The sequence below is a fragment of the Pseudomonas sp. P20 genome, from assembly GCF_016463925.1.
GTDB lineage: Bacteria > Pseudomonadota > Gammaproteobacteria > Pseudomonadales > Pseudomonadaceae > Pseudomonas > Pseudomonas aeruginosa.
Genome location: NZ_JAEMVM010000013.1, coordinates 108,149 through 121,799, shown reverse-complemented (window position 1 = coordinate 121,799; position 13,651 = coordinate 108,149). Strand labels below are relative to the sequence as shown.

At 65.6% G+C, this 13,651-nt stretch carries 13 protein-coding genes; 5 read left to right on the top strand and 8 right to left on the bottom strand.

What is annotated here, in order from left to right:
- Complete coding sequence (locus JHD77_RS18310) at positions 1 to 1,395, bottom strand: aspartate aminotransferase family protein (protein ID WP_031756771.1); 1,395 nt, start codon at positions 1,393 to 1,395, stop codon at positions 1 to 3.
- A gap of 115 nt (positions 1,396 to 1,510) precedes the next feature.
- On the opposite strand from JHD77_RS18310, the gene JHD77_RS18305 reads away from it, so the two are divergent.
- The gene (locus JHD77_RS18305; RefSeq protein ID WP_003099690.1) at positions 1,511 to 2,293 is read left to right on the top strand and encodes an SDR family NAD(P)-dependent oxidoreductase; all 783 of its coding nucleotides are present in this window, start codon (positions 1,511 to 1,513) and stop codon (positions 2,291 to 2,293) included.
- Between the two features lie 64 nt (positions 2,294 to 2,357).
- Positions 2,358 to 3,038, top strand: coding sequence for a GntR family transcriptional regulator (locus JHD77_RS18300; RefSeq protein ID WP_003097059.1), 681 nt, complete (start codon positions 2,358 to 2,360; stop codon positions 3,036 to 3,038).
- Between the two features lie 16 nt (positions 3,039 to 3,054).
- Here JHD77_RS18300 and JHD77_RS18295 read toward each other — a convergent pair whose 3' ends face one another.
- From JHD77_RS18295 to JHD77_RS18285, 3 genes are all read right to left on the bottom strand, one after another.
- Positions 3,055 to 3,267 carry a YgdI/YgdR family lipoprotein gene (locus JHD77_RS18295; RefSeq protein WP_003097061.1) on the bottom strand — a complete coding sequence of 71 codons (213 nt, stop codon included), beginning with the start codon at positions 3,265 to 3,267 and terminating at the stop codon, positions 3,055 to 3,057.
- 217 nt (positions 3,268 to 3,484) lie between these two features.
- The gene (locus tag JHD77_RS18290) at positions 3,485 to 3,886 is read right to left on the bottom strand and encodes an SMI1/KNR4 family protein (RefSeq protein WP_003099687.1); all 402 of its coding nucleotides are present in this window, start codon (positions 3,884 to 3,886) and stop codon (positions 3,485 to 3,487) included.
- A gap of 196 nt (positions 3,887 to 4,082) precedes the next feature.
- Positions 4,083 to 4,937, bottom strand: a complete 855-nt coding sequence (locus JHD77_RS18285; RefSeq protein WP_003161092.1) for a Tim44 domain-containing protein — start codon at positions 4,935 to 4,937, stop codon at positions 4,083 to 4,085.
- 361 nt (positions 4,938 to 5,298) lie between these two features.
- Here JHD77_RS18285 and JHD77_RS18280 point away from each other — a divergent pair, with 361 nt between their 5' ends.
- Positions 5,299 to 7,056 carry a cation:proton antiporter gene (locus tag JHD77_RS18280; protein WP_003099684.1) on the top strand — a complete coding sequence of 586 codons (1,758 nt, stop codon included), beginning with the start codon at positions 5,299 to 5,301 and terminating at the stop codon, positions 7,054 to 7,056.
- 315 nt (positions 7,057 to 7,371) lie between these two features.
- Complete coding sequence (locus tag JHD77_RS18275) at positions 7,372 to 8,679, top strand: MFS transporter (RefSeq protein WP_003097074.1); 1,308 nt, start codon at positions 7,372 to 7,374, stop codon at positions 8,677 to 8,679.
- Positions 8,680 to 9,094: 415 nt separating this feature from the next.
- On the opposite strand, the gene tonB1 is transcribed toward JHD77_RS18275, so the two are convergent.
- Positions 9,095 to 10,126: an energy transducer TonB1 gene (gene tonB1 / locus JHD77_RS18270; RefSeq protein WP_023129363.1), complete on the bottom strand. Its 1,032-nt coding sequence runs from the start codon at positions 10,124 to 10,126 to the stop codon at positions 9,095 to 9,097.
- A 92-nt stretch (positions 10,127 to 10,218) separates the two neighbouring features.
- Entirely contained in the window at positions 10,219 to 11,187 is a 969-nt protein-coding gene (locus JHD77_RS18265; RefSeq protein WP_003099680.1) for a CobW family GTP-binding protein, read from the bottom strand.
- Between the two features lie 102 nt (positions 11,188 to 11,289).
- Between JHD77_RS18265 and JHD77_RS18260 the strand changes: the two genes are divergently transcribed.
- Positions 11,290 to 11,658, top strand: a complete 369-nt coding sequence (locus JHD77_RS18260) for a hypothetical protein (RefSeq protein ID WP_003099679.1) — start codon at positions 11,290 to 11,292, stop codon at positions 11,656 to 11,658.
- A gap of 152 nt (positions 11,659 to 11,810) precedes the next feature.
- On the opposite strand, the gene JHD77_RS18255 is transcribed toward JHD77_RS18260, so the two are convergent.
- Together JHD77_RS18255 and zigA are read right to left on the bottom strand one after the other, a co-directional pair.
- The gene (locus JHD77_RS18255) at positions 11,811 to 12,452 is read right to left on the bottom strand and encodes a DUF1826 domain-containing protein (RefSeq protein ID WP_003099676.1); all 642 of its coding nucleotides are present in this window, start codon (positions 12,450 to 12,452) and stop codon (positions 11,811 to 11,813) included.
- Positions 12,449 to 13,651 carry a zinc metallochaperone GTPase ZigA gene (zigA, locus tag JHD77_RS18250; protein WP_003099674.1) on the bottom strand — a complete coding sequence of 401 codons (1,203 nt, stop codon included), beginning with the start codon at positions 13,649 to 13,651 and terminating at the stop codon, positions 12,449 to 12,451. The genes JHD77_RS18255 and zigA overlap by 4 nt, the downstream gene beginning before the upstream one ends.

Genomic DNA, 13,651 nt, shown 5'->3' with positions numbered 1-13,651 from the left:
TCAGGCCTCCCGCGCGCCGGGTATGGCGAGCAGCTCGCCGAGCGCCTCGTCGAGGCTGGAGAGCAGGCGGTCGACATCTTCTTCGCGAGTGTCCGGGCAACACAGGGTCATGTTGTGGAACGGCGTGATGAGGATGCCGCGGTTGATCAGATACAGGTGCAAGGCCATCTGCAGGCTGTCGTGGAACGCCGCCTCGGCGGCCGCGCCGTCGCGTGGGGGTTGCGGGTAGAACTGGAACTCGCTGCGCGCGCCGAGCTCGGTCACCGACCAGGCCAGGCCGTGCTTGTGGATAATCCTGCGGAAGCCCTCGGCCAGACGCGCCGCCAGGGGCAGCATGTGGGCGTAGGCGGTATCGGTCATCACCTCTTCCAGGTTGGCGCGCATACAGCGCATCGCCAGGGCGTTGGCCGACAGCGTGGTACCCATGCCGCTGTGGCCGTGGCCTTCGCTCTGCTCGCTGGCACGTGCCCTGGCCAGTTGCATGGCGCTGGCCATCGCCGCGCTGCAACCATACACCGAGCACGGTACGCCGCCGGCGATCGGCTTGCCGAGGGTGATGAAGTCCGGCTCGAGCTTCCAGGCGCGGGTACAGCCGCCAGGACCTGTGGAGATGGTGTGGGTCTCGTCGATGATCAGCAGCGTGCCGTGACGACGGGTCAGCTCGCGCAGCTTCTGGTGGAAGCCGGGTTGCGGCAGGACCATGCCGATGTTGGTCATCGCCGGCTCGCAGAGCACGGCGGCCACGTCTTCGCTGGCCAGCGCCCGCTCCAGGGCCTGGAGGTCGTTGAACGGCACCGCGCGGCTGAACTGGGTGAGGTCGTGGGCCTGGCCGAGCAGGCCGGAGCGATGCACGGTGCGGCCGTCGCGGCAGCGAACCAGGGTGTCGTCGACCGTGCCGTGGTAGCAACCGTCGAATACCAGCACCACCTTACGACCGGTGATCGCACGCGCCCAGCGCAGGACGAAGCGGTTGGCGTCGGTAGCGGTGGTCGCTACCTGCCAGAACGGCAGGCCGAAGCGCTGCGCCAGCAGCTCGCCTGCGACGATGGCATCCTCCCCCGGAAGCATGGTGGTCAGGCCGTTCGCGCCCTGCTCGGCGAGCGCCCGGGCGATCGACGCCGGAGAATGGCCGAACATGCTGCCGGTATCGCCCAGGCAGAAGTCCACGTAGGCGTGGCCGTCCACATCATGGAAACGCGCGCCGTGGGCACGCGCCACGAACAGCGGACAGGGTGTTGACCAATCGCTCATCCAGTGCATCGGTACGCCGTCGAACAAGGCGCGCCGGGCTCGCTCGGCGAGCGCGACGGACTGTGGATTCTGCGCAAGGAAACGTTGCTGCTCGCGGGCCATGAAGGTTTCCACGGCGGCTTCGGCGATGCCACTGGCGGTCATTTCGAACACCTCGTTTTTTATTTCGCACAACTTTCATTTGTGATCACAAAAAAGTCAATACAGTATTTGAAAGCACTGATAATCTGTTTTCTATGTCAATTTTGTGATCACAAAAATGAATGACTTTTCGAAGTGGACAGGCCAGGTCGCGCTCATCAGCGGCGCCGGCAGCGAACTCGGCATCGGTTTCGCCATTGCCCGGCGGCTGGCCCGCGAAGGCGTGCGTCTGCTGATCACCGCCAGCAGCGAGCGGATTAGGCAACGAGCGGAGGAATTGAGCGCATGTGGTCACGACGTGCGCGCCGCGAGCGCCGACCTGACCGACGAAGCCCAGGTGCAGGGCCTGCTGGACTGGGCCGAAGCCCAGTGGGGACGGGTCGACATCCTGGTGAACAATGCCGGCATGGCCCAGTTGGACAGCGCGGAGCCCTTCAGCGCAGTGGAAGCGACCTCGCTGCGGGATTGGCAACTGTCCCTGTCGCGCAACCTGACCAGCGCTTTCCTGCTCACCCGCGGCCTGCTGCCGGGCATGCGCGAGCGCGGCTACGGGCGGATCGTCAACGTCGCCTCCACCACCGGAACCCGCGGCAGCAACCCGGGCGAAGCCGCGTATAGCGCGGCCAAGGCCGGTCTGGTCGGCTGGAGCATGGGCCTGGCGCTGGAGGTGGCGAAGAGCGGCATCACGGTGAACAGCGTCGCGCCGGGCTGGATCGCCACCGCCTCGAGCACCGCCGAAGAACGCCAGGCCGCCCTGGCCAGCCCCAGCGGACGTGCCGGCCGGCCCGAAGAGGTGGCCGCCGCGGTGGCCTTCCTCGCCTCGCCCGAAGCCAGCTTCGTCAACGGCGAACTGCTGGTGGTGGACGGCGGCAACTGCCTGATCGAAAACAAACGGAGCTGAACATGCGCAACTGCAACCTGACGCTTTCCCAGCTTCCGGCGCCACCGGCGACCCGGAGCTGACCATGGCCGAGAATCTCCAGGAACGACTCTACCAACGACTGCGGGAAGACTTGCTGGCCGGACGTTTCCAGCCCGGCGAGCGACTGAAGATCCGCGACCTGGCGAACCAGTGGGGCACCAGCCCGATGCCGGTTCGCGCCGCCCTGCAACGGTTGGTGGCGGAAGGGGCGCTGGAGGGCGAGGCACAACGCTCGCTCAGGGTGCCGCTGATGACCCGCGAGCGTTTCCTGCAGATCCTCCAGGTGCGCCTGTCCCTCGAAGGGCTGGCGGCCGAAAGCGCCAGCGGCCGGCTGGACGAGCAGGCACTGGAAGGACTCGAAGGTTGTCTGCGGCGAATGGAGGACGCCTTGCGCCGACGCGAGGTACAGGCCTACCTGGAAGCCAATAGCGAATTCCACCTGACGCTCTACCGCGCCTGCGGCAACCCGGTGCTGCTGCGTCTCATCGAGACGCTCTGGCTACAGGTCGGGCCGTTCTTCAACCGGCTGTTCACCGAGGCCGACCTCTCCCTACGTCTGAACGATTTCCACGAGGACGCCCTGGACGCGCTACGCCGCGGCGACGGCCCGGCCGCGCGCGCGGCGATCGAACAGGACCTGGCCTACTTCGGTCAGTACCTGCTGAACCTCCTGGAGCTGGAGGCCCGGCCACGAAAGCGACACCGTTCCGGCGAGCACGCCTGACGGGAGATAAGCGCCGCTACTGCGGGCGAATGGTGCGCACATTGTCCTTCTTGATCAGGATGGTGTCGCCATTCAGCTGTTCGAACTCGTAGTAGTCATTGTATTTGTCGTAATCCGACTGATCCTTGACCAGGACCTCGCTGCCATCTTGCAAAGTGACCACCGCCTGGTTGGCGCAACCCGCCAGGCTGGTCAGCAGCAATGCAGCGAACAGAGCTTTGAACTTCATAGAATCTCCACACGGGGCAGCGCACTTGCCTACATCCGGAGCGACAAGTGCGGAATTGCCCTTGTGACCGTCGCAATCGAGGGAAATTCCTTAGCGCAGCGGCGCTTTGTCGGAGACGAAGCGCCGACGGCGCCGCGCAGGGCCTCCAGGCAGCCTCGCGCGACGTCGGGAAGTCAGCGGCAAAGGCGCGTTGCAGAGCCTTTGCGGCGGTTCAGGCTCAGCTCTCCAGCCAGACGTCGCGAGCCCAGACCCACACCGAATCCCAGCTTTCATCGGTGAGGTCGCCATCGGCCCAGAGCACCACCTCGCCGTCCTCCGCCACGCAGTAGTAGCTGCCGTCGTCCTCGCAAAGCGGGATCAGCTCGCGCGGAACGCCCAGGTCCCAGGCAGTGGCCGCCACTTCGGGCAGGTAGGTGTGCGAGTGCGGATCGGTCACGGTCACCGGCTCCAGGCGGCCGTAGACCACATCGCTGACCAGCAGGAGGAATTCGCGGAACTCGGCGGGAATGCCGATCAGCAGCTCTTCCTCGATTTCCACCAGCAGTTCTTCTTCCGGCAGTTCCAGGGGCACCGGAACCGGTTCGTTGAGTTCACGCAGTTTTTCGATGACGTCTTCCACGACAGGCTCTCTCGCAACGGGTGGCGCGCTTTTTATACAGTAGCCGCACCGAGCGCAAGACAAGTGTCGCGGCTGGCCTTCGGCCATGGCGCCGGACGAATGGTCGGTCAACCCGCCAACGGAGATGAAAAAACCCCCGTTCCCTGGCGGAAGCGGGGGTTTCGGCGGCCCCCGAAGGGACCGCAACCACTCGGGATCAGTTCTGCCGGATACCGGCCACCAGCCATGGCTGGTTCTCGCCCTGGGCGCGCTCCATCCGCCAGCTTTCGCTGAAGGCTTCGCCCTGGTCGAAGCGCGAGGTCTTCGACACACCGCTGAAGGTCAGGGTGGCGATGGTCTTGTCGGCCTGGTCGTCGACGCCGTCCAGTTGCACGTCCAGGTTGTCGATGTAGGTGGACTGGTAGGCGTCGCCGATCTCGGCGCGCTCCTGCTTCAGCCATTGCAACATCTGCGGGGTGACGAACTCGGCGATCTTGTCCATCTCGTTGGCATCCCAATGCTGCTGCAGGGACATGAAGTGTTCGCGAGCGGCACCGACGAAGCGCTCCTCGTTGAACCAGCTCGGCGCGTTGATCACCGGGCTCGGCGCAGCGGCAGCAGCGGCGGCGCCACCGAAGATCGGCGCCTGGGCCGGCATTTCGCGCTGCATCGGCGCGTGCCCGGCCATTGCAGGCTGGCCCTGGTTCTGCTGGCGCCGGCGAGCGGCGATGAAGCGGAAGGCGATGAAGGCCACCAGGGCGATCAACAGGATGTCGAGCATCTGGATGCCCTCGAAGCCGTCGCCCATGAACATGGAAGCGAGCAGGCCGCCCGCGGCGATACCGGCCAGCGGGCCGAGCCAGCGCGAAGCACCGCTGGCGGCAGCGGCGGGACGAGCGGCGTTGGGGGCGGCAGCAGTGGCGTTCGGCGCAGTGGCCGGCTGCGCCTGGCGGGTCTGGTGGCTGGGTGCCGAGCCGAGGCTCTTGCCGCCGCCGAAGCGCTTGGCATTGGCATCCAGGCTGACGGTCAGCGCCAGGCAGAAGGCGAGGGCGATGCTGAGAACACGCTGCATTGTAGTCTTTCTCTCTTGGGGGAATCGACGCGCGCCATGTTGCGGCGGTACGGGCGACAGGACCAGCCGGATTTTGTTTCGGGCTATTGCTCCCCGGCCGCCGTTTTTTCGCCCGCCGCGTCTGGCTCGCGGGTCGGCGCCAGGGTACACCTTCGTTGCCGGGGACGACAGGCATGCACGCGGATCGGCGCGCGAAGATCCGCCCGGCGACCCGGGAAGCACAACGCAGAGCCTCGCCGAAACGTCTGTTACAGTTTTTTTCAGCCCACCGATCAAGCACTTGCGGATGCTAGTCTGCGGGTCTGCGAGGCCGCCCGGTCGCCGCGTCTGCCGACCCATTCCCCAAGCGAGGACCGCCGCCATGCATGCCGTCGATTTCATCCAGGACCTCGCCGTGATCATGCTGGTGGCGGGTGTGGTCACTATCCTCTTCCACCGCCTGCGCCAACCGGTGGTCCTCGGCTACATCGTCGCCGGCTTCATCATCGGCCCGCACACCCCGCCCTTCGGACTGATCCACGACGAAGACACGATCAAGACCCTGGCCGAACTCGGGGTGATCTTCCTGATGTTCTGCCTCGGCCTGGAGTTCAGCCTGCGCAAGCTCTTCCAGGTCGGCGCCACGGCGTTCATCGCGGCGTTCCTGGAAATCGTCCTGATGATCTGGATCGGCTTCGAGATCGGTCGCTTCTTCGAGTGGAGCACCATGGACTCGCTGTTCCTCGGCGCGATCCTGGCGATCTCCTCCACCACCATCATCGTCAAGGCGCTCGGCGACCTGAAGATGAAGAACGAGCGCTTCGCCCAACTGATCTTCGGCGTGCTGATCGTCGAGGACATCCTCGGCATCGGCATCATCGCCCTGCTGTCGGGAATCGCCGTGAGCGGTTCGGTGGAAACCGGCGAGGTGTTCTCCACGGTCGGCAAGCTCAGCCTGTTCATGATCGTCGCGCTGGTCGTCGGCATCCTCCTGGTGCCACGCCTGCTGGCCTACGTGGCGAAGTTCGAGAGCAACGAGATGCTGCTGGTCACCGTGCTCGGCCTGTGCTTCGGCTTCTGCCTGCTGGTGGTGAAGCTGGAATACAGCATGGTGCTCGGCGCCTTCCTGATCGGCGCGATCATGGCCGAGTCGCGCCAGTTGGTGCAGATCGAACGATTGATCGAGCCGGTCCGTGACATGTTCAGTGCGATCTTCTTCGTCGCCATCGGCCTGCTGATCGACCCGAAGATCCTCGTCGAGTACGCCTGGCCGATCGCCCTGATCACCGTCGCGGTGGTGCTCGGCAAGATGTTCTCCTGCGGCATGGGTGCGTTCATCGCCGGCAACGACGGACGCACTTCGCTGCGGGTCGGCATGGGCCTGTCGCAGATCGGCGAGTTCTCCTTCATCATCGCCGCCCTGGGCATGACTCTGAAAGTCACCAGCGACTTCCTCTACCCGGTGGCGGTAGCGGTCTCGGCCATCACCACCCTGCTCACCCCGTACCTGATCCGCGCCGCCGACCCGCTCTCGCAGCACCTGGCCAACGCCATGCCGCAGCGCATGGCGAGGATCTTCGGCCACTACGGCGACTGGCTGCGCAGCATCCAGCCGCAGGGCGACCGTGCGGTGCTGGCGGCGATGATCCGGCGCATCTTGCTGCAGGTCGGGGTGAACCTGGCGCTGGTGATCGCGATCTTCCTCGCCGGCGGTTATTTCGCCGATACGCTTTCCGCCTGGATGAGCCAGTGGGTCGCCTACGACGGGCTACACAAGGCATTGATCTGGGGCGGCGCGCTGCTGGTCTCGCTGGCCTTCCTGATCGCCGCGTACCGCAAGCTCAAGGCCCTGTCGATGCTGCTGGCCGAACTCGGGGTCAAGCCGGAGAAAGCCGGACGCCATACGGCGCGGGTACGTCGGGTGATCTCCGAGATAATCCCGCTGCTGTCGCTGGCCGGCATGATGGTGCTGCTGGCGGCGCTCAGCTCGAGCATCCTGCCGCCGGGCGAGTTGCTGGTCGTAGTGGTGCTGGTCGCCGGCCTGGTGATCGCAGTGCTCTGGCGCTGGCTGATCCGCGTGCATTCGCGGATGCAGATCGCGCTGATGGAAACCCTCGACCAGGAAAAGGGCAGCCACTGAGAGCCAAGCGATCCCGGCCTGCCGTCGAATCGGCGGATAACCACGCTGCGGTTATTCGCCCTCGCCTGCACCTGGTGTCGCTATCGGACCCTTTGCCCTGAAGGATCGGCGGATTTCCGCTTATCCACTCTCCCGGTCGGCGGACTCCCGCTCGGCCAAGACCACCCCGCTCCTCTTCCAACCCAGTCCCCACGCGGCTTTCCCGCGTTGGCACGGCACCTGCTATCGAGCCATCCAATACGTCGCCCTCGCGATGTGCCGGTGTGCTGCGCCCTGATCAGCACATCCAAGACAACAACGAAAAGAGGAAACACGATGGAAAGCGCCAACGCCATTTCCGCGTCTGCCCAGCCCCGCACCACTTCGCAACGCATCAAGTCGATCTTCAGCGGTTCCGTCGGCAACCTGGTCGAGTGGTACGACTGGTACGTCTACGCCGCCTTCTCGCTGTACTTCGCAAAGGCATTCTTCCCCCAGGGCGACATGACCGCCCAACTGCTGAACACCGCAGCTATCTTCGCCGTGGGCTTCCTGATGCGCCCGATCGGTGGCTGGCTGATGGGTATCTATGCCGACCGCAAGGGCCGCAAGGCGGCGTTGCTGGCCTCGGTGCTGCTGATGTGCTTTGGCTCGCTGATCATCGCCCTGACCCCCAGCTATGAAACCATCGGCGTCGCCGCGCCGATCCTGCTGGTGGTCGCGCGCCTGCTCCAGGGCCTGTCGGTCGGCGGCGAATACGGCACCTCCGCCACCTACCTGAGCGAGATGGCGAACAAGGAACAGCGCGGGTTCTTCTCCAGCTTCCAGTACGTGACCCTGATTTCCGGCCAGCTCATCGCCCTGGCGGTGCTGATCGTCCTGCAACAGACCCTGACCGTAGAACAACTGGAAAGCTGGGGCTGGCGCGTCCCCTTCTTCATCGGCGCGCTGTGCGCAGTGGTGGCGATGTTCCTGCGTCGCGGCATGGAAGAGACCGAGTCCTTCTCGAAGAAGAAGGAAGAGCCGAAGGAAAGCCTGCTGCGCACCCTGCTGCGCCACCCGAAGGAAGTGCTGACCGTGGTCGGCCTGACCATGGGCGGCACCCTGGCCTTCTACACCTACACCACCTACATGCAGAAGTACCTGGTGAACACGGTAGGCATGAGCAAGACCGATTCGACCATGATCTCGGCTGCCACCCTGTTCCTCTTCATGCTGCTGCAGCCCATCGTCGGCGCCCTCTCCGACAAGATCGGCCGGCGGCCGATCCTGATCGCCTTCGGCGTACTCGGCACCGTCTTCACCTACCCGATCCTCAGCACACTGCACAGCGTCGACAGCTGGTGGGGAGCGTTCTTCCTGATCATGGCGGCGCTGGTGATCGTCAGCGGCTACACCTCGATCAATGCGGTGGTGAAGGCCGAACTGTTCCCCACCGAGATCCGCGCCCTGGGCGTCGGCCTGCCGTATGCCCTGACCGTGTCGATCTTCGGCGGCACCGCCGAATACGTTGCCTTGTGGTTCAAGAGCGTCGGCCTGGAGAGCGGCTTCTACTGGTACGTCACCGCCTGTATCGCCTGCTCGCTGCTGGTCTATGTGTTCATGAAGGACACCCAGAAGCACTCGAAGATCACGACCGATTGATTGAGCCTCGTGCTCATGGCCCCGACACACTCCGGGCCTTTTTATCCACAGGACGGCGACCTTCGGGTCGCCGTCCTGCTTTTTGGCGCGGCAACCGACTCCCCCACACCCGCCGACTGTTGGTCTACGGCACGGCATCCCGACCGGAGCCCTAGGGCGCGCAACGCCGGCGGCGTAATCCTCCGGTGTCCCTGCGTTCCACGGCGGATAACCGCAAGCGGTTATTCGCCCTGCGGCTCGTCATTCCGGCGGGGCTGGAACCTTGGCGCGCAAACGCCGATCTCCTCGCGTTCCCACGGTGGAACAGCGCAAGGGGCCTGCCGTCCCCAGGCAGCGAAGCCCCGTCTGCGAGACCTACCGGGAATAAAAAAACCGCGCTCGAAGGCGCGGCTCTTTTCGTTGTCAGAGAACCGCCTCAGCGGCGCTTCTCGATCTTGAAGAAGAACATCTTGGTCGCCTGGCGGGCGACAATCTTGCCACCACTGACACGCGGCTCGAAACGCCACTTGGCCATGGCCTGGCGCACTTCACGGTCGAACATGCGCGACGGCACCGACTCCAGCACCTGGATGTCGTCAATGCGGCCATCGCTGGTGATGGTGAACAGCACCTTCACCCGGCCTTCGATACCCCGGGCCTGGGCCATCCGGGGATAGATCGGAGGATCCATGCGCAACGGCTTGATGTCACTGTCGTTGAGGCTGCCGCTGGGCAGGCCGGCCGGACCTTGCGAGCCGCTGGGCGCGGTCTGCGCGCCGGGCGTGCTCTGCCCGACGGTAGGTGCGGGCGGCGGCGGGGCGGCGCTGGACGGGCTGGGCTGGCTGGATGCCTCCGTGCTCGGCTCGGGTTCCGGCTTGGGTTTGGGTTCCGGCTTCGGCTTGGCCTTGGGAATGGCGTTTTCCACCGGTTTGGGCTTGGGTTTCGGCTTGGGCTTGGGTTTTTCCACCGGCTTCGGCTTCGGCGGCTCCGGCTTGGGTTCCTCGATCTTCGGCGGCGTCGGCTCCGGCGCGGCAGCCGGCGGCTGCGGGGTCGGCTCGGCCTTCTTCTCGAGCTGGACGAAATTCACCTGCATGGTCTTCGGCAGTTCGCCGTGGCCAAGGTTGAGTTCGGCCGGGGTCGGCATCACCCACACCAGCGCACCGATGATCGCCACATGCATCGCCACCGCCGCGCCGGAGGACAACCACCAGCGCGACTTGGGCGGCTCGCCGGGGACGTCTTCGGGATCGCTGCCATGGGCGTAGGGGATCAGCACTTCCTCGACCGCCACTTCCTCGTCGCGGCGCGCGCCGGAGCAGTCCACCACGCGCAGGTTGGGTTCTCCGCGCTGGGCATTCACGCATGGCAGGGACTCGCTTTCGTCTCCCTGGGCGGGAGCGGTGGGGTGGTCTTCGGCGAGCGCGGCCAGCGAAAAACGGTCAGGCGACCGTGAAGGCTGTGGCGACATGAGGGCGACCTGCGGAGAAGTGAAAGGTAAGGAAGTAGAGTCTTCTGATAATTATTATCATTCAGTCGCGTCCTCAGGGCAACCTTGGCGGATCATTCCGCGACCATCCGACACGCCAGGAACGCCTCTTCGAGCGCCTCTTCATCCGCGCCTGCGGCGAGGATCAGTTCCAGCCGATTATCCCGCCGCCACGAGGACTTGCCCCAGTTATCCACAAACGGCGCGGCATTCGCTGCATACCAACCGTCCGCGCAATGCAGCACCGCCTTGGCCCGCCGCAGTCCGGACAAACGGTTCAGCCAGGCGTCCACTGCGGCCCGATCGAAACGCACCGACGGCGCCAGCCGCCAGCCGATGGCGAACTGGCCGTCCTGCTCGCGCACGGCGCGCAGCGGTCGCTCGGCGGGCAGCACCGTTCCCAACTGAGCAGGCGCCTCCGGCAGGGCCGCCCAGGTCGTCGCGCTACCTTCCCCGGCAACGCTGGTCGGCAGATCGCGCAATGCCAGGTGACCGCGCACGCTCCAGCGCAACGGCAGGACCGGCAGGCGCGCGCGCACAGCGCAGCGCTGCGTCGCGTCGAGCGTTTCGGATTTGTTCAGCAGCAACATGCCAGCCGCTTCCAGCGCCTGTTCCTGTGCCTCCGGCAGCGGTTGGCCGGAGGCCAGCGCGGCGGCATCCAGCACCACTACCAGGGGTTGCAGGGCCAGGACGCCGGACCAGGGAGGAGCCTGCAGCTGTTTCCACAGCGCCAGCGGATGTCCCAACCCGGAGGGTTCGATGAACAGCCGGTCCGGCCGTGCCCGACGCAACAAGCGACCGAGCCCCACCTGGAACGGCACGCCATTGACGCAGCAGAGGCACCCGCCCGCCACCTCGCCGATGGCCACGCCGTCGACGTCCGTGGCCAGCAGCGCGGCATCCAGGCCGATCTCGCCGAACTCGTTGACCAGCACCGCCCAGCGCTCGCCCGCCGGCTTCTGCGCCAGCAGCGAGCGGATCAGGCTGGTCTTGCCGGCCCCCAGGGGGCCGCCGATCAGGTGTGTGGGTATCTCTCGAAGCATCTGCGCAACCGGAATGTGAAAGCCTGTGGATCAATGCGGTCCTTGCCTGCGGGGAGCCAGGCCCCGTGCTAGAGTCGCGCCCGTCTGCAATGGAGTCCTCGCATGCGTCCGTTCCTGTTCTTCCTGTCCTGCCTGCCGGGCCTGGCCCTGGCCGAAGCCTGCATCGTCCATAGCCAGGCGAAGAATCTCGACGTGAAGGTCTGCCAGCAGAACCGCAGCATCCCGGCCAAGCTGTTCCGCGAAGGCTTCTGCCAGCCACAGCTGCAGGGCCAGAAGGTCGAGGTGACGTTCGCCGAGGAGTGTCCGACGGGCGCCTTCGGTGTCTGCCGCGACGCCAGGGTACCCAACGCGCCCTATCGGCAGGACATCTTCTACTACGGCATCGCGACCGACGCACGCTACCTGGAGCCGTTCTGCGCCAGCCAGAGCCAAGGTCGCTGGGAAGAGCCTAGCGCCGCGAAAAAGCCCTGAGCGCGTCATCAGCCTGTCACAGCGTCAGGGCTAAATGGGAGTCGGGTACCTCAGCACCCTTCGTCCCCATCCCCAAGGTAGGACGACTTTTTGGTGATAGGCCATCTGCGGATGGCCTTTTTTTATTCCTCGAAAGACACTTGTCCACAGGCTCAGGCAAGCCAGTCCAGGGTCAACAGCAGGCGCGCCAGCCCGGGCTCCGCTCGCGGCGAGCGATGCACCAGCCCGGCACCTTCGTTACCCTCCCAGCGTTCGCCCTTGAGCAGCGCCACGTCGCCCGTGGACAAGCTGTGTATAAGCTGTTCATCGACAACTTCCGCCTGCGCTCCGCCAAGCAGCCGACGGTCCAGGCCGGACTCGTCCAGCCATTCGCTGGCGGCGCCCTGGTAGGTGGTGACCAGCCGCAGCGGCACGTGGTCGACGTGGAAACGCGGGCACATCGGTTTATCCAGAACGCGCAGGCGCAGGCCGATACGCCGCGCCCCGGTCAGGCAGGAGAAGGCCTCGACCAGCCAGCCCAGGTCGTCGAGGAAATCGGTTTGTCCCGGCAGTTGCTGCGCGTCGAGCAGGCCGTCCAAGACGGGTAGCCGTTCCTCTTCCATCTCCAGCGTCTGGCTCAGCGCCAGTCCCGGCCGGTTGCGCACCAGGGCGGCGGCGAAGTCGCGCAGCGCCGGGCTCAACCGGCGTGTCCAGACCGCCAGGTTGACGCCCTCGCGAAGCACCTCGGCCAGCACCTGGGGGTCGTCATCGAACGCCTGGCACGGCAACGGTTTTTCCTGCGGCAGTGCGCTCATGCGGCGTGCCCCCAGTCCTCGAAGGGGTCGTCCAGGCCCTGCCAGCCGGGGATGCCCAGGTTCATCTCGGCGTCATCCAGCAGGCAGGCGTCCAGGGCTGCGCGCAGGGCCGCGAAGTCCAGGTTCTGACCGATGAAAACCAGCTCCTGGCGACAGTCGCCGACGCCTTCCTCCCAGTGCCGCATGATCGCCCGCAGGCCCTCTTCGTCCTGTGGCCACTGTCCGGTCGGCACGAAGCGCCACCAGCGGCCCGCCAGGCCGTAGCGCATCAGGCCGCCGGCCTGCGACCAGCTGCCGGCCTCGCGGGGCCGGCTGGCGAGCCAGAAGAAGCCCTTGGAGCGCAGCAGCCGCCCCTGCTTCAGCGGATTGTGCAGGAAGGCGTGGAAGCGCGCGGGGTGGAACGGCCGGCGCGCCCGGTAGGCCATGGAGGCGATGCCATATTCCTCGGTTTCCGGCAGGTGCTCGCCGCGCAGTTCCTTCAGCCAGCCCGGCGCGGACGCCGCGCGATCGAAATCGAAGCGACCGGTATCGAGGATCTTCGCCAGCGGCACCTGACCCATCACCATCGGCAGGATCTCCGCCTCGGCATTGAGCTGGCGCAGGATCGCCAGCAGTTCCTCGCGCTGCTCGCTGGAGATCAGGTCGATCTTGCTGACCAGGATCACGTCGGCGAATTCGACCTGGTCGATCAGCAGGTCGGTGATCGAGCGCTGATCCTCCTCACCGAGGGTTTCGCCACGACTGGCCAGGCTGGCGGCCTCCTGGTAGTCGCGGAGAAAATTCATCCCGTCGACCACCGTGACCATGGTATCCAGTCGCGCCACGTCGGACAGGCTGCGGTCCAGCTCGTCGCGGAAGGTGAAGGTCTCGGCCACCGGCATCGGTTCGGAAATCCCGGTGGACTCAATCAGCAGGTAGTCGAAGCGGCCTTCCCGGGCGAGACGGCCGACCTCTTCCAGCAGGTCTTCGCGCAGGGTGCAGCAGATACAGCCGTTGCTCATCTCCACCAGGCGTTCTTCAGCGCGGTTCAGGCTGACATCGCGCTGGACCTCGCTGCCATCGATATTGATTTCGCTCATATCGTTGACGATCACCGCAACCCGTCGGTTCTCGCGGTTCTTCAGCACATGGTTGAGCAGCGTGCTCTTGCCGGCGCCGAGAAAGCCGGACAGCACGGTGACAGGTAGGCGTTGGTTCAC

Bases quoted from the DNA above. Each gene is read 5' to 3' on its own strand.
- JHD77_RS18305 (WP_003099690.1), top strand. From the start codon at position 1,511: ATGAATGACTTTTCGAAGTGGACAGGCCAGGTCGCGCTCATCAGCGGC.
- JHD77_RS18260 (WP_003099679.1), top strand. From the start codon at position 11,290: ATGCGTCCGTTCCTGTTCTTCCTGTCCTGCCTGCCGGGCCTGGCCCTG.
- JHD77_RS18310 (WP_031756771.1), bottom strand. From the start codon at position 1,395: ATGACCGCCAGTGGCATCGCCGAAGCCGCCGTGGAAACCTTCATGGCC.
- JHD77_RS18295 (WP_003097061.1), bottom strand. From the start codon at position 3,267: ATGAAGTTCAAAGCTCTGTTCGCTGCATTGCTGCTGACCAGCCTGGCG.
- JHD77_RS18275 (WP_003097074.1), top strand. From the start codon at position 7,372: ATGGAAAGCGCCAACGCCATTTCCGCGTCTGCCCAGCCCCGCACCACT.
- JHD77_RS18265 (WP_003099680.1), bottom strand. From the start codon at position 11,187: ATGCTTCGAGAGATACCCACACACCTGATCGGCGGCCCCCTGGGGGCC.
- JHD77_RS18285 (WP_003161092.1), bottom strand. From the start codon at position 4,937: ATGCAGCGTGTTCTCAGCATCGCCCTCGCCTTCTGCCTGGCGCTGACC.
- tonB1 (WP_023129363.1), bottom strand. From the start codon at position 10,126: ATGTCGCCACAGCCTTCACGGTCGCCTGACCGTTTTTCGCTGGCCGCG.
- JHD77_RS18255 (WP_003099676.1), bottom strand. From the start codon at position 12,452: ATGAGCGCACTGCCGCAGGAAAAACCGTTGCCGTGCCAGGCGTTCGAT.
- JHD77_RS18300 (WP_003097059.1), top strand. From the start codon at position 2,358: ATGGCCGAGAATCTCCAGGAACGACTCTACCAACGACTGCGGGAAGAC.
- JHD77_RS18280 (WP_003099684.1), top strand. From the start codon at position 5,299: ATGCATGCCGTCGATTTCATCCAGGACCTCGCCGTGATCATGCTGGTG.